This is a genomic window from Halomonas icarae, from assembly GCF_009901955.1.
GTDB classification, from domain to species: Bacteria; Pseudomonadota; Gammaproteobacteria; order Pseudomonadales; family Halomonadaceae; genus Halomonas; species Halomonas icarae.
In genome coordinates, this window is sequence record NZ_WUTS01000001.1 from 1,984,324 (window position 1) to 2,007,674 (window position 23,351).

Annotated in this window: 26 protein-coding genes; 3 read left to right on the forward strand and 23 right to left on the reverse strand. The window is 65.1% G+C overall.

The annotated features are described in order from the left end of the window. Nucleotides 1–100: 100 nt before the first annotated feature. The 9 genes from GRB80_RS09095 to GRB80_RS09135 form a co-directional block, all read right to left on the reverse strand. Complete coding sequence (locus tag GRB80_RS09095) at nucleotides 101–1,336, reverse strand: DUF945 family protein (protein ID WP_161423356.1); 1,236 nt, start codon at nucleotides 1,334–1,336, stop codon at nucleotides 101–103. Between the two features lie 74 nt (nucleotides 1,337–1,410). Next, on the reverse strand, nucleotides 1,411–1,884 hold the full coding sequence (locus tag GRB80_RS09100; protein ID WP_132041271.1) for a phosphatidylglycerophosphatase A family protein: 474 nt from the start codon (nucleotides 1,882–1,884) through the stop codon (nucleotides 1,411–1,413). Next, nucleotides 1,881–2,846 (reverse strand): thiamine-phosphate kinase, encoded by a 966-nt coding sequence (thiL, locus tag GRB80_RS09105; protein WP_161423357.1) that lies wholly within the window; start codon nucleotides 2,844–2,846, stop codon nucleotides 1,881–1,883. Before thiL ends, GRB80_RS09100 begins: the two co-directional genes overlap by 4 nt. An 11-nt stretch (nucleotides 2,847–2,857) precedes the next feature. Further along, nucleotides 2,858–3,355, reverse strand: a complete 498-nt coding sequence (gene nusB, locus GRB80_RS09110) for a transcription antitermination factor NusB (protein ID WP_132041269.1) — start codon at nucleotides 3,353–3,355, stop codon at nucleotides 2,858–2,860. Beyond that, entirely contained in the window at nucleotides 3,352–3,846 is a 495-nt protein-coding gene (ribH, locus tag GRB80_RS09115; RefSeq protein WP_161423358.1) for a 6,7-dimethyl-8-ribityllumazine synthase, read from the reverse strand. The genes nusB and ribH overlap by 4 nt, the downstream gene beginning before the upstream one ends. Before the next feature lie 138 nt (nucleotides 3,847–3,984). After that, nucleotides 3,985–5,136 (reverse strand): bifunctional 3,4-dihydroxy-2-butanone-4-phosphate synthase/GTP cyclohydrolase II, encoded by a 1,152-nt coding sequence (gene ribBA / locus GRB80_RS09120; RefSeq protein ID WP_161423359.1) that lies wholly within the window; start codon nucleotides 5,134–5,136, stop codon nucleotides 3,985–3,987. Between the two features lie 148 nt (nucleotides 5,137–5,284). Beyond that, nucleotides 5,285–6,436, reverse strand: a complete 1,152-nt coding sequence (ribD, locus tag GRB80_RS09125) for a bifunctional diaminohydroxyphosphoribosylaminopyrimidine deaminase/5-amino-6-(5-phosphoribosylamino)uracil reductase RibD (protein WP_161423360.1) — start codon at nucleotides 6,434–6,436, stop codon at nucleotides 5,285–5,287. A 12-nt stretch (nucleotides 6,437–6,448) separates the two neighbouring features. Further along, nucleotides 6,449–6,922 (reverse strand): transcriptional regulator NrdR, encoded by a 474-nt coding sequence (nrdR, locus tag GRB80_RS09130; RefSeq protein ID WP_132043113.1) that lies wholly within the window; start codon nucleotides 6,920–6,922, stop codon nucleotides 6,449–6,451. Between the two features lie 75 nt (nucleotides 6,923–6,997). Continuing rightward, entirely contained in the window at nucleotides 6,998–7,501 is a 504-nt protein-coding gene (locus GRB80_RS09135; protein WP_202597192.1) for a copper chaperone PCu(A)C, read from the reverse strand. Between the two features lie 191 nt (nucleotides 7,502–7,692). Here GRB80_RS09135 and GRB80_RS09140 point away from each other — a divergent pair, with 191 nt between their 5' ends. Both GRB80_RS09140 and dsbG read left to right on the forward strand, forming a co-directional pair. Next, nucleotides 7,693–8,514, forward strand: a complete 822-nt coding sequence (locus GRB80_RS09140; RefSeq protein ID WP_161423361.1) for a TlpA family protein disulfide reductase — start codon at nucleotides 7,693–7,695, stop codon at nucleotides 8,512–8,514. Between the two features lie 242 nt (nucleotides 8,515–8,756). After that, on the forward strand, nucleotides 8,757–9,533 hold the full coding sequence (dsbG, locus tag GRB80_RS09145; RefSeq protein ID WP_161423362.1) for a thiol:disulfide interchange protein DsbG: 777 nt from the start codon (nucleotides 8,757–8,759) through the stop codon (nucleotides 9,531–9,533). Nucleotides 9,534–9,641: 108 nt separating this feature from the next. Here the strand turns inward: dsbG and GRB80_RS09150 are convergent, their stop codons facing one another. The 11 genes from GRB80_RS09150 to GRB80_RS09200 all read right to left on the reverse strand — a co-directional run bounded on the left by GRB80_RS09150 (nucleotide 9,642) and on the right by GRB80_RS09200 (nucleotide 19,473). Next, complete coding sequence (locus tag GRB80_RS09150; protein ID WP_161423363.1) at nucleotides 9,642–10,607, reverse strand: c-type cytochrome; 966 nt, start codon at nucleotides 10,605–10,607, stop codon at nucleotides 9,642–9,644. Next, on the reverse strand, nucleotides 10,604–11,299 hold the full coding sequence (locus GRB80_RS09155) for a c-type cytochrome (protein WP_161423364.1): 696 nt from the start codon (nucleotides 11,297–11,299) through the stop codon (nucleotides 10,604–10,606). The genes GRB80_RS09150 and GRB80_RS09155 overlap by 4 nt, the downstream gene beginning before the upstream one ends. A gap of 19 nt (nucleotides 11,300–11,318) precedes the next feature. Then, entirely contained in the window at nucleotides 11,319–12,656 is a 1,338-nt protein-coding gene (locus GRB80_RS09160) for an ATP-binding protein (protein WP_161423365.1), read from the reverse strand. Then, nucleotides 12,653–13,354 carry a response regulator gene (locus tag GRB80_RS09165; RefSeq protein ID WP_132043101.1) on the reverse strand — a complete coding sequence of 234 codons (702 nt, stop codon included), beginning with the start codon at nucleotides 13,352–13,354 and terminating at the stop codon, nucleotides 12,653–12,655. The genes GRB80_RS09160 and GRB80_RS09165 overlap by 4 nt, the downstream gene beginning before the upstream one ends. A 160-nt stretch (nucleotides 13,355–13,514) precedes the next feature. Further along, on the reverse strand, nucleotides 13,515–13,943 hold the full coding sequence (locus tag GRB80_RS09170) for a DUF6691 family protein (RefSeq protein WP_237561953.1): 429 nt from the start codon (nucleotides 13,941–13,943) through the stop codon (nucleotides 13,515–13,517). Further along, complete coding sequence (locus GRB80_RS09175; protein ID WP_161423366.1) at nucleotides 13,940–14,413, reverse strand: YeeE/YedE family protein; 474 nt, start codon at nucleotides 14,411–14,413, stop codon at nucleotides 13,940–13,942. Before GRB80_RS09175 ends, GRB80_RS09170 begins: the two co-directional genes overlap by 4 nt. Nucleotides 14,414–14,478: 65 nt before the next feature. Beyond that, nucleotides 14,479–16,242 carry a SulP family inorganic anion transporter gene (locus GRB80_RS09180; protein WP_161423367.1) on the reverse strand — a complete coding sequence of 588 codons (1,764 nt, stop codon included), beginning with the start codon at nucleotides 16,240–16,242 and terminating at the stop codon, nucleotides 14,479–14,481. A 63-nt stretch (nucleotides 16,243–16,305) separates the two neighbouring features. Further along, nucleotides 16,306–17,187, reverse strand: coding sequence for an MBL fold metallo-hydrolase (locus GRB80_RS09185; RefSeq protein WP_132043095.1), 882 nt, complete (start codon nucleotides 17,185–17,187; stop codon nucleotides 16,306–16,308). A 213-nt stretch (nucleotides 17,188–17,400) separates the two neighbouring features. Next, nucleotides 17,401–17,592 carry a YgaP family membrane protein gene (locus GRB80_RS09190; RefSeq protein WP_132043093.1) on the reverse strand — a complete coding sequence of 64 codons (192 nt, stop codon included), beginning with the start codon at nucleotides 17,590–17,592 and terminating at the stop codon, nucleotides 17,401–17,403. Between the two features lie 32 nt (nucleotides 17,593–17,624). Next, complete coding sequence (locus tag GRB80_RS09195; RefSeq protein WP_237561954.1) at nucleotides 17,625–17,789, reverse strand: hypothetical protein; 165 nt, start codon at nucleotides 17,787–17,789, stop codon at nucleotides 17,625–17,627. Nucleotides 17,790–18,063: 274 nt separating this feature from the next. Next, entirely contained in the window at nucleotides 18,064–19,473 is a 1,410-nt protein-coding gene (locus tag GRB80_RS09200) for an MBL fold metallo-hydrolase RNA specificity domain-containing protein (RefSeq protein ID WP_161423368.1), read from the reverse strand. A gap of 216 nt (nucleotides 19,474–19,689) precedes the next feature. Between GRB80_RS09200 and GRB80_RS09205 the strand changes: the two genes are divergently transcribed. After that, on the forward strand, nucleotides 19,690–20,226 hold the full coding sequence (locus GRB80_RS09205) for a gluconokinase (protein WP_161423369.1): 537 nt from the start codon (nucleotides 19,690–19,692) through the stop codon (nucleotides 20,224–20,226). 86 nt (nucleotides 20,227–20,312) lie between these two features. Here the strand turns inward: GRB80_RS09205 and GRB80_RS09210 are convergent, their stop codons facing one another. The 3 genes from GRB80_RS09210 to GRB80_RS09220 form a co-directional block, all read right to left on the reverse strand. Continuing rightward, nucleotides 20,313–21,614 carry a TRAP transporter large permease gene (locus GRB80_RS09210; protein ID WP_132043087.1) on the reverse strand — a complete coding sequence of 434 codons (1,302 nt, stop codon included), beginning with the start codon at nucleotides 21,612–21,614 and terminating at the stop codon, nucleotides 20,313–20,315. Beyond that, nucleotides 21,614–22,222: a TRAP transporter small permease subunit gene (locus tag GRB80_RS09215; RefSeq protein WP_161423370.1), complete on the reverse strand. Its 609-nt coding sequence runs from the start codon at nucleotides 22,220–22,222 to the stop codon at nucleotides 21,614–21,616. The genes GRB80_RS09210 and GRB80_RS09215 overlap by 1 nt, the downstream gene beginning before the upstream one ends. Nucleotides 22,223–22,289: 67 nt before the next feature. Beyond that, nucleotides 22,290–23,324, reverse strand: coding sequence for a TRAP transporter substrate-binding protein (locus GRB80_RS09220; protein WP_132043083.1), 1,035 nt, complete (start codon nucleotides 23,322–23,324; stop codon nucleotides 22,290–22,292). Nucleotides 23,325–23,351: the final 27 nt, after the last annotated feature.

Below are 23,351 nucleotides of genomic sequence, written 5' to 3' on the forward strand. Positions count from 1 at the left end.
GTCTCCCTGTCCAAGCGGTTGGTCTTGTGCCAATGCTGTTAAGCCAATGCTTGTAGGAATGCGGGCGACGAGCGGGAACTTCAAGTCTGGCGAACCGCCGTCAGCGCCTGAGCGGCGGCAAAGGGCGGCCATTGACGCGCACCTTGCCCCGAATGACATCTACTGCCAGTTCCCGAGTACTCAACGGCAGGCCCAGCCACAGTGCCACCACGGTGGGCACATCACGCCAGACGAAGTCGCCGTCGAGTCGGCTGCGCCAACGCGCCTGCTCGTCGGGGTCATCGAGCCGAGAAACCCTGAGTTCATCGAGGCGTCGTGGATCGAAGATCAGCACGCCCTCCCCTTGTGCGGAAACGCCAAGCATGGGGCTGTCGAGGTCGACACTGTTGATATCCAGACGCGGCGAATCCTGCAGCAGGGCCTTGAACTCCGGCTCCAGCCGTTCGATCAATTCACGCGGGGTATAGCGATGAGCCTGCATGACCTCTTCGCGCAGCCGGCTAAGCAGTGTTCGCAGGGCCTCGGCATGCACACGCGAGAGCTGCGCCTCCACCCGGCCGGTCAACAGCACCTGCTCTGCGACCACCAGCTCCCCCAGAACAAGCTCACCCTCGATGCGCAGCTCGCTGTCATCGAGCTGCATGCGGCTGCTGTAGCGCAGCTCGCTGCCATCGAGCACAAGTCCCGGCTGACGCCAGATGAGCTGGTCCAGATGCAGCAGGTCATGCTGGGTAAAGTGGTAGGCATCCGCGGTGTAGGCGTAGCGACTCTCGAGGCTCGACGGCCCGGCCTCGAGGGTAGTGTCACCATCACTCAGGCGCAGCGGCTTGAGCCTGGCACGCAACCACCAGTCACCATACTGGCCACCGAAGGTCACCTGACCGCCCTGGAAGTCGAGCTCGCGCTCCAGCTGATGTATCACGAAGGGCGACAGTCCGACACTACCCTCAAGGGTTCCCCCCAGGGTCTGATAGCGAGCATGCCAGCGGGGTGCCGAGGATGGCAGGGCGTCGCCGAACAGGCGCTGCTGCTCCGGTCCCAGGGTGGGTTGAAGCTCGCCATCCAGCCGAGTGCTGAGCACCCCATGGCGGGCGGAATAGGTAAAGGCGAGCTGCCAGTCATCGCCCAGCAGGGGGGCGATCACGACGCGCCCCGATGAGGTGAGCCAGCCACGCTCGACGGCGACACGCTCGACCACCAGCTCACCGCGCGCCTCCAGGTCGTTCAACATGCGCACCAGCTCGCGCTCGAAGAGCAGCGAGGCGGCATACTGGGCCATGACCCAGAGCAGCGCCAACCCTACCACTAGAGGCACGATGAGACGTTCCTTGCGCATGGTGACTCCCTTCCCTGTGGCACCCGGGCATCGGACACCACCGCGCTTTCGATCCACGCTTCAGGATCTACGCTCTAGTGTAGCCAGAACCAGAGATGCATGAGGCTCCCGGCGAAGATACCGGCGAGAACATCGTCGATCATGATACCGAAGCCGCCGGCCACACGACGATCGGCCCAGCGAATGGGAAATGGCTTGATCACGTCGAACACCCGGAAGATCAGGAACCCCCAGAGCGCCGACTCCCACGTGAAGGGGATGGCCGCCATGGTGATCCAGTAGCCGACGAACTCGTCCCAGACGATGCCCGAATGGTCGTGAACGCCTAGATCCCGTGATGTCTTCTCGCAGAGCCATACCCCCCAGACAAAGGCGATGACGACGACGCCCCAGTACCAGGAGAGCGGCAGCTCGGAGAGCAGCCAGTAGAAGGGGATGGCCGCCAGGGTGCCGAAGGTACCCGGTGCCCACGGCACGGCACCACTGCCGAGACCGAAGGCCAGAAAGTGCGACGGGCGATGCCAGACACTGGATGGGGCTCGATTCATGGCGTGCCTCCCTGGCCAACAGCGTGGAAATGCTGCCAGCCGGTGCGCCGGGTCGTGGTCACGCCACTGACCCCGACGGTGTCAGTGAGCCGCCCGACCACCGTCAGTGGCAGCGACAACGTCGCCAGGCGTGACCGAGCCTCCTCCAGCTGCTCGGGGGGCAGGCACACCAGCAGTTCATAGTCGTCACCGCCGGTCAGGGCCGCCTGGCGTGCGCCCTCCTCGCCCAGCGCCTCGACCAGCCCTTCGGCCAGCGGAAGGGTCTCGGGCTCGAGATGTGCACCGCCTCCGGAGTGCTCGAGGATATGGCCCAGATCGGCCAGCAACCCATCGGAGATATCCAGCCCCGCCGTGGCAAGGCCCGCCAGGGCCTGGCCGGCGGCTAGCCGCGGCAGGGGGGTGAGATAGCGCTTCAGCAACGGGTGTGCAAGGTCACGCTCGCCCGCCTGCCAGGCGGCCAGGCCACCGGCGCCACCGCCCAGGGCTCCCGTCACCGCCAGCAGGTCGCCGGGACGACCACCGCTGCGACAGATGGCAGACTCGGGTGGTACTTCCCCCATCACGGTGACACCGATGGCCAGTTGACCACGGGTGATATCGCCGCCTGCCAGGCTGACTCCGGCCTGCTCGCAGAGCGCCAGAAAACCGCGCGAGAAGTCCTCCAGCCAGGCGTCATCACTCTCCTCCAGGGCAAGCGCCATGAAACACCAGCGCGCTCTGGCCCCCATGGCGGCCAGATCGGAGAGGCTAACCGCCAGAGCGCGATGGCCAACCGCTTCTGGAGGCGCTTCAGGTGGAAAGTGAATCCCGAGCACCGAGGTATCGACGCTCACCGCCAGCCGCTGCCCCGCAGCGGGAGCCAGCAGCGCACAATCATCGCCCACCCCCAGTGTCACCCCGGACCCGAGGCCGGGGGTGGCGGGGGTAAAGTGGCGCGCGATGAGTTCGAATTCGCTGTGCATCCGGCTACCCTTCAGCGGCGGCGGGCGGCTACCTCGGCGCCGCGCAGGCGCCCGGCAAGCTTGTCGAGGATGCTGTTGACGTACTTGTGGCCGTCGGTGGCACCGAACGACTTGGCCAGCTCGACCCCTTCGTTGATCACAACACGATACGGCACCTCCAGGCGACGCGAGAGCTCATAGGCACCCAGGCGCAGGATGGCCAGCTCGATGGCGTCGAGCTCCTCGAGCTTGCGGTCGAGCAGCGGCGCGATGGAGGCATCCAGGTCGGCACGGAAGCGTGACACGTTATGCACCAGCTCATGGAACAGGGCCAGGTCGGCGATCCCCATGACCTTGTGCCAGTTCTCGTGATCCTCGAGGTCATCATCGGCCAGCTGGCTGCGGAACTCCGCCTCCACCGCGCTCATCGACTTGCCGGTCAGCTGCCACTGATAGAGGCACTGCACCGCCAGCTCGCGGGCGGCACGACGCGACTGCTGCGCCTTCGACGGCGCGCGTTCGCGGCTCATGCCTCCTCCTCGACGCCGCCGCCAAGCTGGCGCATCAGCGACACCATCTCCATGGCCGCCATGGCCGCCTCTGCCCCCTTGTTGCCGGCCTTGGTGCCGGAACGCTCGATGGCCTGTTCGATGGAGTTGACGGTGAGCACGCCGTTGGCAATGGGCGTCTCGAACTCCAGCTGTAGAGTACCCAGAGCCGAATTGCACCCGCCGGCCACATATTCGAAGTGCGGTGTGCCACCACGAATCACCGCGCCGAGGGCGATGACGGCCTCGGGGCGTGCCACCTTGAGGACCTGCTTGACCGCCAGCGGCAGCTCCCAGGCACCGGGTACATGGACGATATCGATGTTCTCGGCATCGACGCCATGGCGCACCAGGATATCCACGGCGCCCTCTACCAGGCTGTCCACCACATGGTGGTTGAAGCGGCCCACCACGATCACATAGCGCCCGTCGACGTCGACGAAGCTGCCTTCCACTTGAGAAATGGGTTCCATGTCGGTTTCCTGCTGAGACTCACTGGCGCGGTCGACCCGCGCCTGGTGTTGAATGGGAGTGTTGAATGGGAATGTTGAATGGGAGCGCAGATACACAATGCCGAAAGCTGGCGTCGGCCATGCCGCGGGGGCATCGGCTTACTCGCCGGCCGACACATCCTCGGGACCCAGCCGCTCCACCACCTCCAGATCGAAGCCAGATAGCGCAGAGAACTTCCAGGGGGAGCTGAGCAACCGCATCTGCCCCACGCCCAGGTGCCGCAGGATCTGCGAACCGGTACCGATGGTCAGGTAGTTGCCGGCACCGTCCGAGTCGCTGGTGCGCGGGGCACGGCGACGCTCCAGGAAGGTGTCCAGCTGGTCGCGCAGATCGAGTCCCGGTCGCCCCTGATCGAGCAGCACGAAGACGCCACGCTCGCTGCGAGCCACCTCGGCGATGGCCTGATGAGAGGTCCAGTGGCCGCCCTCGCCCTTCTGCAGGCAGAGCAGGTCTCGCAGGGTGTCCGCCAGGTGCACGCGCACCGTGGTCGGCGCCTCGGGACTCGGCCGCCCCTTGACCAGCGCCACATGGTGAGCCCCCTGGATGCTGTCACGGAACACGTGGAGCGTCAGGTCGCCGAAGGCGGTCGACACCTGGGTCTCTTCCACATGATCCACGGTCTGCTCGTTGTGGATGCGGTAGTGGATCAGATCGGCGATGGTGCCCATCTTGATGCCGTGCTCCTCGGCAAAGCGCTCCAGCTCGGGGCGCCGCGCCATGGTGCCATCGTCATTCATGATCTCGCAGATCACGCCACTGGGGTCGAGCCCGGCCAGGGCAGCCAGGTCACAGGCGGCCTCGGTGTGGCCGGCACGCCGCAGCACGCCACCCGGCTCGGCCATCAACGGGAAGATATGGCCAGGCTGCACGATATCCTCGGCCTTGGCGTCGTGAGCCACGGCGGCCTGGACGGTGCGAGCGCGATCGGCGGCGGAGATGCCGGTGGTGACGCCCTCGGCGGCCTCGATGGAGAGGGTGAACTTGGTGCCGAAGCCCGAGCCATTGTCGTTGACCATCAACGGCAGCTTGAGCCGTTCACAGCGGCTGCGGGTCATGGGCAGGCAGATCAAGCCGCGGGCGTGGCGCGCCATGAAGTTGATGTGCTCGGCCTGAACCTTTTCGGCGGCCATGATGATGTCGCCTTCGTTTTCGCGATCCTCATCATCCATCAGGATCACCATCTTGCCCTGACAGATATCCTCGATCAGGTCCTCGATGGGGGCCAGGCCCCCGGCAGTGGCGTGCACCATGAGATCTCCAGAAATTCTACGCGGCGGGCGTTGCCAAGCGACGACGGTCGCGTCGTTCATCGGCGTCGCCTCGCCTCGGAAACGGCGTCAGGGTACCTTGGCGCGGCAGCGGGCGCCAGTAAAGTGCACCTTGGCGCGGCAGCGGGCGCTACTCCTCCCCCTCCTTGATACGGCGCTTCGGCCTGGCGGTAATGCGCCAGTCCTGGCCCACGGCGCGGATATCGAGGATATCCAGGCCGCGCTGATGCGCCATGGTCTCGATGCCGGCGAGCTGGAACAGCGGCCGAGCATCGCCGCCGAGCAGAGTGGGTGCCACGAACAGCTGCATCTCGTCGACCAGGCCGGCATCGAGCATGGCGCCGGCCAGGGTCGCCCCGGTCTCAAGCAGTACCTCATTGGCCTGCTCGACCTCGGCAAGATGGCGCAACAGGGCCTCGAGGTCGACTCGTCCCTCGCTGCCGGCGGGTAGTGTCAGCACTTCTGCCCCGGCACGGGTCAGCCGCTCGACTCGCTCCTCCTCGGCTCCCTCCACGGCTACCACCAGGGTGCGCCCTGGCTCGGTAAGGCAGGCCGCCGCCTCGGGCAGCCGCAGGTGGCTGTCGACGATCACCCGCAACGGCTGGCGAGCGGCGATGGTGGCGGCATCGTCGAGGCCGAGCTGGTCGGCGCGCACGGTGAGTCGCGAATTATCGAAGATCACCGACTCGACACCGGTAAGCACGGCGCTCGAGCGGGCACGCAGCCGCTGCACCTGGCGGCGTGCCTCGGGACCGGTGATCCACTGTGACTCGCCGGAGGACATGGCGGTGCGGCCATCGAGACTCATGGCCATCTTCAGGCGCACAAAGGGACGGCCATGATCCATGCGCAGGATGAAGCCGGGGTTGAGCGCCCGAGCCTGGGCCGCCATCACGCCGACCCTCACCTCGATGCCGGCATCACGCAGCAGGGCAACGCCGCGGCCGGCCACCTCCGGATTTGGGTCCTCCATGGCGACGACCACTCGCGCCACACCGGCCTCGATCAACGCCACGGCACAGGGACCGGTACGCCCCTGATGGGAACAGGGCTCAAGTGTCACATAGGCGGTGGCGCCGCGGGCTTCCTCGCCGGCCTCATGCAAGGCGTTCACCTCGGCATGGGGCTCACCGGCACGGGCATGGTAGCCCTGCCCCACCAGGCGGCCGTGTTTGACCAGCACACAGCCCACACGTGGATTGGGGTGTGTCGTATAGAGGCCGCGCTGGGCCAGCTCGAGGGCGCGAGCCATCCAGGCTTCGGCAGGCGTAGGGTGGGCCATGGGGGCTCCGTATCAACGAGGGGGCGTCTGGTCGGGGTCCTGGGCGAGACGCTCGATCTCGGCGCGAAACTCATCGATATCCTGGAAGCGTCGATAGACCGAGGCAAAACGAATATAGGCCACCTGGTCAAGCCCGCGCAGCGCGGCCATGACCGCCTCGCCGATATCACGCGCATGAACCTCACGCTCGCCACGAGCACGCAGGGTCTGACGAATGCGTTGCACCGCGGCCTCGATCGCCTCGGCACTTACCGGACGTTTCTCAAGCGCGCGCAGCATGCCGGCGCGCATCTTCTGCTCGTTGAAGGTTTCGCGGGAGCCATCACCCTTGATCACCCGCGGCATGATCAGCTCGGCGGTCTCGTAGGTGGTGAAACGTTCACCGCAGGCCACACACTGCCGCCGCCGGCGCACCTGGTCCCCTTCGGCGACCAGCCGCGAATCGGTGACCTTGGTGTCGTGGGTGCCGCAGAAGGGACAGTGCATGACAGGGTTCCAGAACGAAGAGACGGGACTCGTCGCATTGTAGCGACTCGAGTCCCGTTCGCACAGCAGTGCCGATCAGTGACCGGAGTGCGACATCTCCTCTGGCTGATGGTCCATCTGATCGTGATTCATGGTCTCGATACGCCGCACCGGCGCCTCGAGCTCCAGGGTCTGGCCATCATCGAAGGTCAGGCTGAGCGTCACCTCGTCACCCTCATGCAAGGGGGCCGCCAGGTCGATCAACATCAGGTGATAACCGCCCGGGGCCAGGCTGACACTCGCGTTGGCCGGTACCGGAACCGCCTCAACCCGGCGCATCTGCATCACGCCATCGACATCCACATGGTTGTGCAGCTCCGCCACCCGAGCGGCCGGAGTGCTCGCCGCCACCAGAGAACGGTCGGCTTCCCCTTCATTATGCAGCACCATAAAGGCGGCCGTGGTGGTCGAAACCGGCGGCACGGCGCGCACATGGGCACCTTCGACTCGCAGCGAATCGGCCAGTGCCGCGGAGCTGGCCAGTGAGGCAAGCAGCGCCACCATGGGGAGGCGCCATGACATCGGGGAGCTTGGCAGCATGCGGGGTGTTCCTTCAGTTGGACAAAGGTCAAGGCTCAGGCCAGAAGCTTAGGCCAGGTTGAGGCGCCTGTTCACCCTTGCGACATAACGCCTCAGCGCGGCGCCGGTTAATGCAGCGCTAATCACTGGCTGTCAGGCTCGGCCTTCGGCGGTGTGAACGCCGCCGAACTCACTGGCAAGGAGCAGCTCCCATGCAGGCATTGAACCAGAGTATCGCCGTGGGCCCCATGGGCTTCTCCATCGGCCAGCTGTTGATCATCCTGGCCTTCGGCGTCGCCCTGCTGGCCGGGGCGCTGATTGGCCGTCGCCATCACACCCCCACGGCCGACACTCTCTTCAACCTGCTGCTGATCGCCCTCTTAGGTGCCCGGCTGGTATTCGTGGCGCGCTACTGGAGCAGCTACGACGGCATCCTCTCGCTGCTGGACCTTCGCGATGGCGGCTTCGACCCCATGGGCGGGCTGGTAGTCGGTCTGGGATACGCCACCTGGCGGCTGTGGCGCTCGCCCCGCCAGCGCCTTCCGCTGGGCGGCGCCCTGCTGGCCGGCCTCCTCGCCTGGGGGCTGACCGCCGGCCCCCTGCTGCTGATCGAGCAGCAGGGCCGCCCGCTCCCCGACACGCCCCTGACCACCCTGGCGGGCGCTCCTACCGACCTGCCAGAACTGGCCGAGCGCGAAGCCAAGCCGCTGGTGGTCAATCTCTGGGCCACCTGGTGCCCACCGTGCCGCCGCGAGATGCCGGTATTCGAACAGGCCCAGCACGAGATCGGCGACATCACCTTCGCCTTCGTCAACCAGGGCGAGAACGTGTCGCTGGTGAACCGTTTTCTCGACGAGCAGTCTCTGCAACTGGATAACGTACTGCTCGATGCGCACACCGCCCTGGGCGACGTAACCGGGGCCATGGCCCTGCCCACCACGCTGTTCTACGACGCCCAGGGACAACTGGTGAACACCCACTTCGGCGAACTGTCCCAGGCCACCCTGCGCCAGGGGCTGGAACGCCTGCGCTGACAGGGATATCGCCGTTATCGCCAGGCTGATAGCGAAAGGCGCCGGGGACAGGTCGGAGAGGGGGTCCGAGGACCAGGGATGGCCGAGGTAGCCTACAGGGAAGTACTCGTGGCGCCCCCTCGAAGGCCTGTCGCCGGAAAAGCCTTGAGCGTTACTGCTATCCGCGATAGCACGGCCTGCGCTAATGCCTGCGCCGAGACAGCATGCCTCGCTCTTCACGACAACCGCACAAGGACCTAACCATGCGACACCTCCTCAGGATGCCTGCCCTCGCGGCGCTGACCCTGACCTTCACGGCCCCCGCCGTGGCCAATGACGCCCCAAACGTCGACGACCTGCCGGCACCCGTGCAGGCCCTGACCGACCAGGGCCTGACCATTCATGGCCAGTTCGAGGCGCCGGCCGGGCTGACCGGCTACGGCGCCAGCCACTCCCGCGGCGAGGTGGCCGTCTACCTGCTGCCGGGCGGCGAGCACGCCATCATAGGCACCCTGGTCGATGCAGAAGGCACCAATCTCTCCGAACCCCAGCTGGACAGGCATGTGCGAGCCGCCCAGTTCGCGGAGGTCTGGCAGGACCTGGAAGCGAGCCACTGGATCGCCGATGGCAGCCCCGATGCCGAGCGTATCGTCTACACCTTCACCGACCCCAACTGCCCCTACTGCCGTCAGTTCTGGCACGAGGCCCGCCCCTGGGTCGAGGCCGGCCAGGTACAGCTGCGTCATATCATGATCGGTGTTCTCGCCTCGGACAGCCCCGCCAAGGCCGCCGCCCTGCTCGGTGCCGAGGACCCCGCCGCCGCCCTTCACGCCCACAGCGGCGAGGGCGACGAGATCGAAGCGGGCCCCCAGTCACGCGAGATCGAGGAGCAGGTCTACGCCAACAACCAGTTGTTCGACTCGCTGGGTTTCATGGCCACGCCCACCACGCTCTACCGCGATGGTGACCGTGTCGACCGCGTCGAGGGGGTCCCCAGCCCCGAGCGCCTCGAGGAGGTCATGGGCGGCCCAGCGCCCTGAGCCGCCAGCGAAGCGACGCTGTTGGCAACGTCTGTCGGCAACGACTGTTCGCAAAAGCGCCCCGCTGCCTCCCGGGCAGCGGGGCGCCTCGCGTTCGGCTGACAGGAATCAGCCGTCGAGTGGGACGGGATTCTCGCCGAAGTTGTCATGATCCCCCAGGCGCTTGCCGTCGACCTTCTGACCATAGAAGCCATGATGGTCATGGAAGATCTCGGCGGTCTCATCCAGCGTGTCGAGGGTGCGACGACGCGGGTCCTGGGGCCGCTCGTGGCTGTTGATGAAGGCCGCCACATCCCAGGCTTCCTGATCCGTCAGCGAGTAGGGCTTGCCCAGGGGCATGTTGGCCTTGATGAAGTTGGCCGCGGTATTCACACGATGCATGCCGGCTCCCCAGTTGTAGGCGCCATCGCCCCACAGCGGCGGAAAGACCTGGCGCTCGCCGACCTTCTGCCCCTGACCCTCATCACCGTGACAGACCGCACACTGCTGGGCATACACCTCGGCCCCGCGCTCGCGGTCGGCCCCCTGCTCGGTCTCCTCGAGCTTCGGATACCCGCGCCCGGGCAGCGACTCGTTGATCGGCGCTCCGGTAGCCATCCAGTGCAGGTAGGTCTGCATCGCGACCAGCGGCTCGCTGCCATTCTCCGGTGGCTTGCCGTTCATGGAGTAGGTGAAGCAGCCCTGAATACGCTCGGCGAGCGTATTGACCTTGTCGTTCTTGCCACGGTAGGCGGGATAGACGCCGAAGGAGGCCCACATCGGTGCCGAGTTGGCGAGCCGACCGGCATCGAGGTGGCAGTTGGCGCAGTTCTGCTCGTTGAAGACATACTCGCCACGCAGCGCCTGGGTGTTGACGAAGAGATCACGTCCCTTGCGCACCATATCGCCATACTGGTTGTCGGGAATGTCGCGCTCCAGGGGTGGCTGGAAGGTGACCTCCCCCGCCGGGGCCTCGGGCAGCGGGATCTGGTAGTCACGCTGGACCTCATCATCCTGGGCCAGTGCGGCCAGGGGCAGGCCGAGCGCCGAGACCAGGGTGCCGGCCATCAACAGGTGGAATCTACGCTGGCTCATTGACCATCCTCCTCTTGTGCCGCATCGCCCTGCGCGGCGATGCGCTCCGGCAGGGTGGCATAGTAGTCGGCTATCAGTTCGATCTGCGCCTCGTCGAGGCGCTCGGCGACCCCCATCATCAGGTCGTTGGGGTCGTTATGGCGCTTGCCTTCGCGCCAGGCCTCGAGCTGGCTGACGATATATCCCGCATGCTGACCCGCGAGCGGCGGGAAGCTGTCCCCCACGCCCTGACCATTGGGCCCATGGCACTGGCTGCAGGCCGGAATCATCCTGCCCTCGGCCCAGTCACCGCGCTCTGCCAGCCACTCCGCCTCGTCATTCGGGTCGGCGGCATGATAGGCGGTGGGGAGCTCGGGCCAGGGCTCGAGTTCGGCATAGTAGGCCGCCACATCGGCGATCTGCTGGTCATCGAGCATGTTGGCGAACGGCATCATGCTGGGGCTCTCGCGACGCCCTTCCTTGATGTCGTGCAACTGCTTGGCGATATAGGCCGCCGGCAGCCCGGCCAGTCGCGGCCATGACTCGCCGTTGGGGTTGTTCATGCCCATGCCATCGGCCTGGTGGCAGGCCACACAGGTTCCCGCGGCCGCCTCGCCCCGCTCGGCATCCCCCTCAAGCGCCACGGCCTGGCTGGCAGCCAGCCCGGCACCCAGCAGCAGGCCGAGCCCACTCGCGATCCTCTTGCTGGTCATCGGTCTTCTCCTTGTCGTGTCATGCCCTCGCCGGGGCAACCTCACTCGCCTGGACCGGGAGGGTCAGGCGCGCTTCCAACCCACCCCGCGCGGGGCTGGCAAACTCCAGGTGGCCGCCGAAGCGCTCGGCGATCGCCACCACGATGGTCAGGCCCAGGCCGCTGCCATGCTGCTTGCTGGCACGCCAGAACCGTCTGGCCATCTGCTTCATGACGTCCTCATCGACCCCGGGCCCCTGGTCGATCACCCTGAATGTCAGGTGCGTGCGATTATCGCCCTCCACGTCGAGGGTCACTCGCGATGCCTCGCCACCGTGGCGCAGGGCGTTGTCGACCAGGTTGCGCAGCGCGGTGACGGCAAGCTCCCGCGGCAGCGCCAGCGGGGCCTGTGGCCACGCCTCGGGCAATTCGAAGCGCGAGGTCTCAGCACCGCTGTCGCGCAGCGCGAGGGCCATTACCTCCGCGGGTCGACACAGAGTGCCATCCTCGAAGGCCAGCCGGCCCTCCACCCGGGCCAGCATCAACAGCTGGTCGAGAATTCGTGCCAGACGCTCGACGCCCTCCTCAGCGTAGATAACGGCATCGCGGGCGGACCTGCCCTCTACGCGGCCCGCCACCTGCAGATGGGTCTTGATGGCGGTGAGCGGCGTGCGCAGCTCGTGGGCGGCATCATTGGTAAAGCGCTGTTCGCGCACGATGGCCTGCTGGACGCGAGCCAGCAGGCCGTTGAGGGTTTCCACCAGCGGGCGCAGCTCGCCGGGTACCCCGTAGGTGGCCACCGGCGCCAGGGCATCCGGATGGCGCCGGGCCAGGGAGTCACGCAGCCGGGCGATGGGCGAGAGTCCGCGCACCACCCCGATCCATAGCGCCACCATGCTGCCCAGCATGGCCACCACGAAGGGCACCGTGGCCACCTTGATGACATTGCCGAGCAGCATATCGCGCTCATCCATGCGATCGGCGGTGGTGATGGTCAACCCGTTGCGCTCGTAGGTGAACACCCGCCAGGTTACGCCCCCCTCTTCGCGGTAGGTGTGCCCGCCGGCCTCCCCCATCGCCAGTATCGACCCCAGGTCGGTATGCGTCCGCGCCATGATCTCGCCGCGGGGCGAGTGCACCTGACAGGCCAGCCCCTCGATGGGCGGGATCGACAGCGCCCGTCGATCGGCCTCGAGCCACACCTCCTGGGGTAGCTGAGCCATCAGCCCCGCGACCATCCGCGCCGACTGGGCGAGACGCTGATCGAGGGTGGCCACGAACTGCTCCTCCAGATCACGCAGCAGCCAGGCGGCAGCCAGCCCCCACAGCACCAGCAGGGTGACACCGAGGGTCGCCAGCAGCCGCGTGCGCAGGCTCACGATCGTTCCTTATCGGCTGACTCGCCGACTGACTCACCCAGCGGCGGTCCCAGACGATACCCCAGCCCGCGCACCGTCTCGATCAGCTCGCTGCCGAGCTTGCGGCGCAGATGATGGATATGCACGTTGAGGGCGTTGCTCTCCACCTCCTCGCTCAAGCCGTAGAGGCTATCCTTGAGCTGGTCGGCCGACAGCACGCTGCGCGGTGCGTGCAGGAAGGCCTCGAGCAGCACCAGCTCGCGGCGCGACAGCGTCACCGGACGACCGTCGAGGGTGACCTCCCGAGCCAGCGAATCAAGGCACAGGGCGCCGTGCTCGATCAGCGGATGCGAGCGCCCCGCCGCGCGACGCAGCAGGGCCTGGAGCCGGGCCACCAGTTCGTCGAGGTCGAAGGGCTTGACCAGATAGTCATCGGCACCGCCCTGCAGCCCCGCCACCCGGTCGCTGACCGCATCGCGGGCTGTCAGCACCAGCACCGGGGTGGTCACCCCGCCGCCGCGCCACTCCATCAGCAGGTTCAGGCCATCGCCATCGGGCAGCCCGCGGTCAAGGATCACCACGTCGCTTGCGACACTCGCCAGGGCGCGACGCGCCTCGGTGATGGAGGCCACATGATCGACGACATAGTCGTGCATCGCGAGCCCGGCGCAAATGCCCGATGCCACCAGGGCATCATCCTCGATCAGCAGTACGTGCATGGCGTAAAGGTCCTCTGGTTGGGCATCATCTTGTCACCGGGCCATTAAGCCAGCATTAATGATTGTCGTGAGTTAAACCGTTCCCGGCGAGCCATTGGTCGTAGACGTCGACGCCCCTGCAGGCGGCACCTGCGGGGGCGTCGCTTGACGCAGGTCAGGCTCAGCCTCGGGCAGGAATCGCCCTGGCCAGGAACCAGCCCGCCACCATCGCCACCAGCATGGCGACCAGCGGGGCAGTGAGCCCCCCCACGGAGGCGATGGCCGGCCCCGGGCAGTAGCCGGAGAGCCCCCAGCCGATGCCGAACAGCGCCGAGCCGCCGATCAGGCGGGCATCCAGTTCCTGACGGGTAGGCAGCTGGAAGCGCTCGGCAAACAGCGGGTTGGGGCGCCGCAGCACCAGCCGGTACCCGATAAAGTTGGTCACCACGGCGCCGCCGAGCACGAACATCAGGGTCGGGTCCCAGGCGCCGAAGAGATCGAGGAAACCCAGCACCCGCGAGGGGTCGGTCATCCCGGAGACGGCGAGCCCCAGGCCGAAGATCAGCCCGGCGATATAGCCCGCCACGGTTTTCATGGCCGACGGTTTCATGCACCACCTCCGATCACGTGCCGCACAACAAACACGGTGAAGATCGCCGCCACCAAAAAAGTGACGGTAGCCACCATCGAGCGCACCGAGAGCCGCGCCAGGCCGCACACCCCGTGACCACTGGTGCAGCCACTGCCCAGCCCCGTTCCCAGGCCCACCAGCAGGCCGGCCAGCAGCATCAGCGCCACGCCGCCGGGGGGCTCACCGATCACCCGATCGGTGACGTCGACGGCACCGCCGGCGACGTTGCCCAGGCCACCGCCGAGCAGCATCACCACGAGGGGGCCGCTGATCAGGCCGAGCAGGAAGGTCAGCCGCCAGGCACTGTCACCCTTGGGTCGCGCCGTGATCAGGCCTCCGATGATGCCACTGATGCCGGCGATGCGACCCAGGGTCGCCATCAGCCAGGTCGCGGAGAGGCCGATCAGCACGCCGCCGGCCAGTCCCTGCAGGGATGAGCTCCAGTCCACTCTTCTCTCTCCTTTGGTGCACCCGGGGGTGCGCTATTAAAGAACCATTCAGGACACGGCCACTGCTAGAGCGGAGTATTTGCCTGCAGCTCGGTACAGCGCCGTGACAGGCTGATATCGCTCTCGCCACGCAGCTCGCGCCAGGCATCGTAGGTGCTCAAGAACACCTCACCGGTCATCTCGTGACAGAAATCGGTGTGCTGCAGTCGATCCATCACCGGACCCTTCACCTCGGCCAGATGGAGGCATACGCCGGAGTCCCTGAGGCGCGCATTGATCGCCTCGAGGCTCTCCAGGGCCGAGGCGTCGATGACATTGACCGCCTGACAGGCCAGCACGATATGCTCGAGGCCAGGCTGGCGGGCCGCCAGCGCCATCACGGTGTCCTCCAGGTAACGCGCATTGGCGAAGTAGAGGCTCTCGTCGACCCGCAGGATCGTCAGACGCTCGTCGGTCTCCACCACATGGCGCTGCACGTTGCGAAAGTGCTCAGTGCCCGGCACCCGTCCGACCACGGCACTGTGAGGACGGCTGGTGCGATACAGATGCAGCGCCAGCGACAGGCCCACCCCGACCATGATCCCGCTCTCCACGCCGTCTGCCAGGGTCACCGCGATGGTGGCCAGCATGGCGGCGACATCCCCCTTCGAGTACGCCCAGGTGCGCCTGATCGCAGCGATATCGACCAGCGACAGCACCGCCACGATGATGGTGGCCGCCAGCGTGGCGATCGGCAGATAGGCAATCAGTGGGGTAAGGCACAGTGCGGCCACACCGATGCCCAACGCGGTAAAGGCCCCGGCAGCCGGGGTCTCGGCCCCGGCATCGAAGTTCACCACCGAGCGCGAGAAACCACCGGTCACCGGCATGCCACCGGTCAATGACGCGGCGATATTGGAGGTACCCAGCCCCACCAGCTCCTGGTCGGGGTCGATGCGCTGACGCCGCTTGGCGGCCAGGGTCTGGCCCACTGATACCGACTCGACGAAACCGACGATGCTGATCAGCAACGCCGCCACGAACAGTTCGCGCCACAGACCACTGTCGAAGCCGGGCAGGGTCAGGGGCGGCAGTCCCGCCGGCACCTCACCAACCACCGCCACTCCATGGCGATCCAGCCCCAGCCCCCAGCTCGCCAGGGTGGTGGCGGCCACGGCGAGAATCGGTGCTGCCCTGGTGAGCATGTCCGCCGGGCGCGCCGGCACGCCGAGGCGACGCAGGGCCGGTTTGAGCCGGCGCCGCGCGACATGCAGAAAGGCCAGCACTCCAAGCCCGACCAGCAGGGTCGGCAGGTTGACGCTACCCAATTGGCCGCCCAGCTCCACCACCAGCGCCAGCAGGTTATGACCGCTCGCCTCGACGCCCAACAGATGCTTGAGTTGGCTGGCGGCGATGATCAACCCCGAGGCGGTGATAAATCCCGAAATCACCGGGTGGCTCAGGAAGTTGGCCAGAAATCCCAGCCGCGCTACTCCCATCAGGGTCAGGATCCCCCCCGACAGCAGTGCCAGCGCCAGGGCCGCACCGAGATATTCCGGCGTGCCCTGAGGCGCCACCTGCCCCACCGCCGCGGCAGTCATCAGCGATACCACCGCCACCGGGCCCACCGAGAGGGTGCGGCTGGTGCCGAACACGGCGTAGATCGCCAGAGGCGCGATGCTGGCGTAGAGCCCCACCTCGGGTGGCAGCCCGGCCAGCATGGCATAGGCCAGCGACTGGGGAATCAGCATGATGGTGACGATCACCGCCGCCATCAGGTCGCTGGCCAGAGCACTTCGCCCGTAGTCGGGCAGCCACTGCAGGATCGGCAGATAGCGTTTCGGATTCACGCGGCTTGCCTCGGCACTCGCTGGTTGGAGCGTGTTGTTAGAACATGTTGTTAGAGCAAGTTGCTAGAACGTGTTGATCGGCACCTTGAGGTAGACCTGGCCGTTGTCCTCGGCGGGCGGCATCTCACCGGCACGCATGTTGACCTGTACCGAGGGAATGATCAGTTTCGGCATATCCAGGGTGGCGTCGCGCTCGGTGCGCATCTTGACGAACGCCTCCTCACCGATGCCTTCGTGGACGTGCACGTTATGCGCGCGCTGCTCGGCCACGCTGGTCTCGTGCTGAAACTCCTCGCGCTCCGGCGCCTTGTAGTCATGGCACAGGAAGAGTCGCGTCTCGTCGGGCAGCGCCAGCACCTTCTGGATGGAGCGATAGAGCATCCGGGCATCACCACCGGGGAAATCGCAGCGTGCGGTGCCGTAGTCCGGCATAAAGAGGGTATCGCCGACGAAGGCGGCGTCACCAATCACATAGGTCAGACAGGCCGGTGTATGACCCGGGGTGTGCAGCACCCGCCCCTCCAGATTGCCGATGGCAAAGGTATCACCCTCCTCGAAGAGGCAGTCGAACTGGCTGCCATCCCGGGCGAACTCGGTGCCGGCGTTGAACGCCTTGCCGAAGACCTCCTGCACCACGGTGATATTGGCGCCGATGCCGGTCAGCCCACCCAGTTGTTCGTGCAGATAGGGGGCGGCAGAGAGGTGGTCGGCATGCACGTGAGTCTCGAGGACCCACTCTACCTCCAAGGCGTTGTCTCGCACGAAGGCGATGATCTCGTCGGCGGAACGCACGTCGGTGCGCCCGGCGGCATAGTCGAAGTCGAGCACCGAGTCGAGGATCGCGCAGGACTTGCTGCTGGGGTCCTGCACCACATAACTGAAGGTGTTGGTGGACTCGTCGAAGAAGTGGGTCACGATGGGGAGGGGCGTGTTCGTCTTGGACATGGGAGATCGGCCTCCGTCGGATGTCGTATGGCGGTATACCGACAGCATAGACCACAATTCATTATAAGCATAGATTATTTTGCAATATGCAAGCGTCGCCACATGGCCACGCATACACCTGGAACGACACGGCTCCGAACCACACACGCACGGCGCCCGCGACCGGAAGGCCGCGGGCGCCGTCTTTCGTGAGCCGGCCGAAACCGGCGGTGACTACTTCTTGAGCTTGCAGGTGTTAACGCCCAGCAGCTTGTAGGCCGGGCAGAAGTTGAACAGGCCGGTGGCCAGCGGCACCACGCCGATCCAGCCCCAGGCACCGATGGTCCCAGTCAAGGCCAGCAGAATCAGCAGCGCTCCCACCACGATGCGCAGAATCTTGTCGATACCACCCACATTGCTTGTCATATCATGCTCCTCGGTAGATAAGCGTCAACGGCCTAGAAGGTGAAGACCGGAACGGACGGATCACGCATCAGCTCGGCAATCGGGCCCGGCGCCGCGACACCCACGCCATCCAGCAGCGCTTCCTGGCCAAAATCGCGGTTGGGGAGATAGATCGCACAGACGTCCACCTCGGCGCCGTTCTTCATCAGCATCTTCAAGATGCCCTCGGGCGTCACCTGAGCGCCAGGGCGGTCGAGGCCAATACGCCTTTTAAAGCCATGTACATAACAAAAAAATCTAAGCTAATTACCTTATTGGCGTTATCCAAGAGTAGTCTACCTGCGCGGCGTTGCCATGGGGCATGTGGCCACACCTTGATATAGGTCAAATAAATTCGGCGAGGGCTAGGCCGTCTGCCGCGCACCTATCAGCCGGTCGGTGAACCTCACGTACCAGGCCGTGGACGACGGCAAACGGCCGGTTGTCGCGGCACTACAGCTCGATTCGATCGCCGTAGCCCGGAATCTGTGCCTCGATATCGCTCTCGGCAAGCGCGGCCTGGAGCACCTTCTGGGTCTCGGGTTCGCCATGTACCAGAAAGAAGCGCGGATGGTTGCGGAAGGCGCCGGCCCAGCCGATCAGCTGGCTCTGTCCGGCGTGAGCGGAGAAGCCACCGATGGTGTGAACCCGTGCCTTCACCGCCAGATCCTGGCCGAGCACGCGGATGCGTTCGGCGCCGTCGACGATCTGGCGACCGATGGTGCCACCGGCCTGGAAACCGACGATCACCAGCCGGGTGGCCGATGCCTCCAGGTTGTAGCGGAAGTGGTGGACGATGCGGCCACCGTTGCACATGCCGGCACCGGCGATGATGATGGCCCCGCCACGGATGCGGTTGATAGCCATGGACTCCTCCACCGTGCGCGTCATGCGCAGTACCGGCAGATACTGGGCGGTGTCACCGCTGGACGCCTTGTTGAGCACCTTGAGATCCTCGGGATCCAGCGCCTTGCGCGCCCGATGGTAGAGCTCGGTGACCTTGATCGCCATGGGACTGTCGAGAAACACCAGCTGCTGGCGCAGGCGGCCCTGGTGATAAAGCACACTGAGGTGATAGAGAATCTCCTGGGTGCGTCCCACCGCGAAGGCGGGAATCAGCACATTGCCACCGTCGGCATGCGCCTCCTCCAGCACGCTGGCAAACTCCTCGATGGTCTCCTCCAGAGGGCGGTGATCACGATCGCCATAGGTGCTCTCCATCAGCACCAGGTCGGCATCGAAGACCTTCTCCGGCTCCTTCATCAACACCGAACTGGGGTTGCCAAGGTCCCCCGAGAACACCAGACGCTTCTGCTGCCCACCGGAGGGGATGGTAAGCTCGACGATGGCCGAACCGAGGATATGCCCCGCATCGCGAAATACCAGGGTCACCCCGCCGGGCAGGTGCACCGGCTGGCCATAGGGGTGAGAGACGCACTGAGACAGCGTCTGTTCGACATCGTCAATCTCATAGAGCGGTTCCAACAGCGGCTTGGCGTTGCGTTTGCGCCACTTGTTCTCCCACTCGATATCCTTGGCCATCACGAAGGCCGCATCCTGCAACATGATCTCGAGCAGATCCCGGGTGCCGCGGGTGCAGTGGATCGGGCCACGATAGCCCTCGCGCACCAGCTTGGGCAGCAGGCCCGAGTGGTCCAGGTGGCCATGGGAGAGCACCACCGCCTCGAGCTCTCCCACCAACTTGCCGAAGGGGACCTCGTTGGCTCGGTCGGCATCTACCCCGCCCTGATGCAGGCCGCACTCCAGCAGCAACTTCCAGGAGCGGCCGTTGCCATCTACTTCGATCAGGTAGCGGGACCCGGTGACTTCCTTCACCGCGCCCTGGAACGTCAGGGTCGACATGGATATGCCTCCTTTTCGCCATGGATTGCCATGGCTTTCCATGGCCTACTTTCCCTTCAGCATAATAGATCCACGCCTGCACGATACCTATCCTCAACAATGGATTCGCCCAAAGGATATTCGCCAGGCGGCTATTGCCAATAAAACGACAATTTCCTTGCCTAGCCCTGCCGGCAGTTTTAATCTATCAACACACGTAATTACCGTGCTTCAAAGATGACCATTGAGAGCCATTACAGGATATCGACACCCCCTCATCTCGTGCTGGTGATGGGTGTCTCGGGGTCGGGAAAGTCTTTCATCGGCCGGCTACTCGCCGAGGCGATATCGGCCGATTTCATCGATGCCGACGACCACCACAGCCCTACCAGTATCGCCAAGATGTCGCGGGGTGAGCCCCTCACCGATGGAGACCGTGAAGGGTGGCTAGCGACGCTGGCCGACTTCTATCGCGACTACCGTCGCCAGCGTCGTTCACTGGTCATCGGCTGCTCCGCCCTCAAGCGTCGCTATCGCGACACCCTGCGTAGCGGTGCGCCGGAGTTGAAGATCCTCTACCTGGACGGCAGCCGCGAGCTTCTGCTGAAACGACTGCATACCCGACAGGATCACTTCTTCCAGGGTGACCATATGCTGGATAGCCAGCTTCAGACCCTGGAACCTCCGGACGACAACGAAGCCTTGTGCCTCGACATTGCCCTGCCTCCCCTGGAAATTGTAGAGAGATTCACCCAACATCTAAGCGCCTTATAGCTCACCAACTCCTTCCCTTCCCGAAACCTTATACAAAGAAAAGGAGGAGGCTTAGGCCTCCTCCTTTTGCTTCTTCCTGCACTCATCTATAGCGGCCATATTGCCAGCTGTGGCCAGACGAGAAGTGCCGCCAACACCAGTAGCTGAATCGCCATGAAGGGTAATACAGAAAGGTAGATATCCTTCAGACTGATTTCCGGCGGGGCCACGCTCTTCAGATAGAAGGCCGCGGGTCCGAACGGCGGCGACAGGAAGGAGACCTGCATGTTTACCGCGAACAGGATGCCGAACCAGATCGGGTCGTACCCCAGCTGGGTAACGATGGGCAGAAAGATCGGCAGGGCCAGCATGGCGATGCCGATCCAGTCGAGAAAGAGCCCGAGCACCAGCATGATCGCCATCATCACCAGGATGATGACGATGGGCGCCACCTCCATGCCCAGGATCATCCCCGAGACGAAGCGGTTGCCACCCATCAGGTTATAGACTCCCACCAGGGCCGCGGCACCGATGCCGATCCAGATGATCATGCCGCAGGTATTGAGCGTCTGGCCAAGGCTATGATGCAGCATGCCGATACTGAACTCGCCACGCAGCACGATGGCCAGCATTACCCCGAACACCCCCATGGCCGCCGCCTCGGTCACCGAGGCGATCCCTCCATAGATGGTGCCCAGCACCAGGAACGCGATCATGCCCGGAAGCAGAATCGCCTTGGCCGCCTCGAGCTTGCTGTCGAAGGGGTTGTCCTGGGTATCGGCAGACAATGGCGGCCCCATCTCGGGATTCTTCAGACAACGCACCAACACGTAGGCGATGTAGGAGCCCATCAGAATCACCGCCGGGGTGATCGCGGCGGTAAACAGCTCGGCAATGGAGACGCTGGCGATCAGGCCGTAGATGATCAATACGATCGACGGCGGCATCATGGTGCCCAAGGCGCCACCCGCACATACCACGCCGATGGAGAGCCGCTTGTCGTAGCCCAGGCGCAGCATCTGGGGCAATGCCAGGATGCCGAGCAGCACGATCTCGCCGCCGATAATCCCCGACAGCGCGGCGAGGAAGAAGGCCACCACGATGGTCTGCACCGCCACGCCCCCGGGTAGCCGCCCGGCAAAGACCCGCATGGCATTGAAAAGATCCTTGGCGATGCCCGAGCGGTCGAGCAGCGAGGCCATCAGCACGAACATCGGCACCGCCACCAGCGAGTACTCGGTAATGAAGCTGAAGACTCGACTGGTGACCAGCGGCAGCGCCATCTCGCCGAACCAGCCGAAGGTGAACACCATCGCCACCAGACCGGTGATAAAGGCCAGCGGCAGGCCAGTCACCAGCAGGCCGAAGATGGCGGCGATCATGACGATTGTGGCCGTCCCGATATCCATCAGCGCACCTCCTCGTTGTCGACCGACTCAGGGTCGGCAGGACGGGCACGCAGCGACTGCACCAGGTGGAGCAGCGCCTGCAACGTCATCAGCGCCAGGGCAAACAGGATCACCCCCTTCACCAGCGCCGGAAAAGGAGGGTTCCAGGAAGTTCCGGAGCGCTCCAGCTGCCACTCGCCGAACGGGTTGTGAGAGGCTCGCCAGAACATGTGAAAGGCGGCATAGCTCATGGCCAGGCAGAAGCCCAGGGTCACTAAGTCGTTGAAGCGATCCATCCAGCACTTGAGACACGGCCCGGCACTGTCATAGAGCACGCGCACGCGAATATGGGCATTACGGGCCAGGGCTGCGGGACCGGCCAGGGCAAAGCTCACCGCCACCAGGAAGACCACCGATTCGTGTACCCAGGAGGTCGGGTTGTTGAAGCCGTAACGCAGGAATACCTCGACCACGCTGATGGCCATGGCCACCAGCACCAGCCAGGCGGCACCGCGTGCGCCACGAGCCACCAGGCGATCCAGGGCGGTACGTTCGGGACCGCGTTTCTGGCGTTGTTCGTCCGACTCGCCGTGCCCGCGATGTCGGGATTCGTTTGGGGGTTGAGTCATGCTGTATCTCGGTCGAACGCCGCCCGGAAGGAGATCCGAGCGGCGACGTGGTGATGAACAAACCGGCTTACATCAGGTTGCGCGCCTGAAGAAACGCGACCACGGAGTCGTATACCTTCTGGTTCATCTCGCTGCGCTCGGCCCAGGCGGCCCACTCCTCCTTGGCAATGTTGCGGAACTTGGCGCGCTCCTCCGGGGCCATGTCGATCAGCTCGATCTCGGGATCCTGACGCGCCTCGGCCACGGCCTCGAGATCCAGCTTCTTGAGCTCGAACACCATCTCGTAGGCCAGCTTGTCCACCGAGGTCTCGAGGATCGCTCGGAGATCCTCGGGCAGCCCATCCCAGATCTCCTTGTTCATAGAGACGGAAACCATGGGCAGCGAGTGAAACCCCGGGTAGTTGGGGTAGTTGGCGAAGCTATGCAGGCCCTGGCTGTGGTTGGTGGAGAACACCGTGTAGTCGGCGGCATCGATCACCCCCTTCTCCAGTGAGGTGTAGACCTCGGAGCCCGGCAGGTTCACCGGGGCGGCACCGGCCTTTTCGAAGATGTTGTAGACCATGCCCTCCGGAGCGCGCACCTTGAGGCCCTCGAGGTCCTCAACGGTGCGGATCGGCCGGGTGGAGGGGAAGGACTCCAGGCCGGTGGCGGCGGCACCGATCAACTGCACGCCATACGGATTGACCAGCTCGTTGTAGAGCGCTTCGCCGCCGCCGTGGTTCATGTACTCGAGGAACTCCAGCGGATCCCCCCAGGCGCCGACCAGATTGCCGAGCATGCCAAAGGCCGGATCGCGGCCGGAAAAGTAGCTGGGATCGGTCAGGTGGCCCTGGAGGATACCGGACTGTACGGCGTCCAGGGTCTGGTTGGCCTGGACCACGGCGTTGACCGGCAGGATCTCGATCTCGATGCGCCCGCCGGACATGGTGTTGACGTTGTCGGCCCACGCCTTCTTGAGCTCGAACTGCGGCTCACCGGCGGTCTCGGAGGTCTGGAAGGTCCACTCGTACTCCGCTGCCTGGGCGGACAATGTCACGGCACCGAGGACGACGGCCGTGAGCCCCTTGAGGGCGAAGGTGGGTAACGGCTTGAGCAATGGCATGGATGACTCCTTGTTATGGTGTTCGAG

Bases quoted from the DNA above. Each gene is read 5' to 3' on its own strand.
- GRB80_RS09095 (WP_161423356.1), bottom strand. From the start codon at position 1,336: ATGCGCAAGGAACGTCTCATCGTGCCTCTAGTGGTAGGGTTGGCGCTG.
- GRB80_RS09100 (WP_132041271.1), bottom strand. From the start codon at position 1,884: ATGAATCGAGCCCCATCCAGTGTCTGGCATCGCCCGTCGCACTTTCTG.
- thiL (WP_161423357.1), bottom strand. From the start codon at position 2,846: ATGCACAGCGAATTCGAACTCATCGCGCGCCACTTTACCCCCGCCACC.
- nusB (WP_132041269.1), bottom strand. From the start codon at position 3,355: ATGAGCCGCGAACGCGCGCCGTCGAAGGCGCAGCAGTCGCGTCGTGCC.
- ribH (WP_161423358.1), bottom strand. From the start codon at position 3,846: ATGGAACCCATTTCTCAAGTGGAAGGCAGCTTCGTCGACGTCGACGGG.
- ribBA (WP_161423359.1), bottom strand. From the start codon at position 5,136: ATGGTGCACGCCACTGCCGGGGGCCTGGCCCCCATCGAGGACCTGATC.
- ribD (WP_161423360.1), bottom strand. From the start codon at position 6,436: ATGGCCCACCCTACGCCTGCCGAAGCCTGGATGGCTCGCGCCCTCGAG.
- nrdR (WP_132043113.1), bottom strand. From the start codon at position 6,922: ATGCACTGTCCCTTCTGCGGCACCCACGACACCAAGGTCACCGATTCG.
- GRB80_RS09135 (WP_202597192.1), bottom strand. From the start codon at position 7,501: ATGCTGCCAAGCTCCCCGATGTCATGGCGCCTCCCCATGGTGGCGCTG.
- GRB80_RS09140 (WP_161423361.1), top strand. From the start codon at position 7,693: ATGCAGGCATTGAACCAGAGTATCGCCGTGGGCCCCATGGGCTTCTCC.
- dsbG (WP_161423362.1), top strand. From the start codon at position 8,757: ATGCGACACCTCCTCAGGATGCCTGCCCTCGCGGCGCTGACCCTGACC.
- GRB80_RS09150 (WP_161423363.1), bottom strand. From the start codon at position 10,607: ATGAGCCAGCGTAGATTCCACCTGTTGATGGCCGGCACCCTGGTCTCG.
- GRB80_RS09155 (WP_161423364.1), bottom strand. From the start codon at position 11,299: ATGACCAGCAAGAGGATCGCGAGTGGGCTCGGCCTGCTGCTGGGTGCC.
- GRB80_RS09165 (WP_132043101.1), bottom strand. From the start codon at position 13,354: ATGCACGTACTGCTGATCGAGGATGATGCCCTGGTGGCATCGGGCATT.
- GRB80_RS09170 (WP_237561953.1), bottom strand. From the start codon at position 13,943: ATGAAACCGTCGGCCATGAAAACCGTGGCGGGCTATATCGCCGGGCTG.
- GRB80_RS09185 (WP_132043095.1), bottom strand. From the start codon at position 17,187: ATGTCCAAGACGAACACGCCCCTCCCCATCGTGACCCACTTCTTCGAC.
- GRB80_RS09190 (WP_132043093.1), bottom strand. From the start codon at position 17,592: ATGACAAGCAATGTGGGTGGTATCGACAAGATTCTGCGCATCGTGGTG.
- GRB80_RS09200 (WP_161423368.1), bottom strand. From the start codon at position 19,473: ATGTCGACCCTGACGTTCCAGGGCGCGGTGAAGGAAGTCACCGGGTCC.
- GRB80_RS09205 (WP_161423369.1), top strand. From the start codon at position 19,690: ATGACCATTGAGAGCCATTACAGGATATCGACACCCCCTCATCTCGTG.
- GRB80_RS09210 (WP_132043087.1), bottom strand. From the start codon at position 21,614: ATGGATATCGGGACGGCCACAATCGTCATGATCGCCGCCATCTTCGGC.
- GRB80_RS09215 (WP_161423370.1), bottom strand. From the start codon at position 22,222: ATGACTCAACCCCCAAACGAATCCCGACATCGCGGGCACGGCGAGTCG.
- GRB80_RS09220 (WP_132043083.1), bottom strand. From the start codon at position 23,324: ATGCCATTGCTCAAGCCGTTACCCACCTTCGCCCTCAAGGGGCTCACG.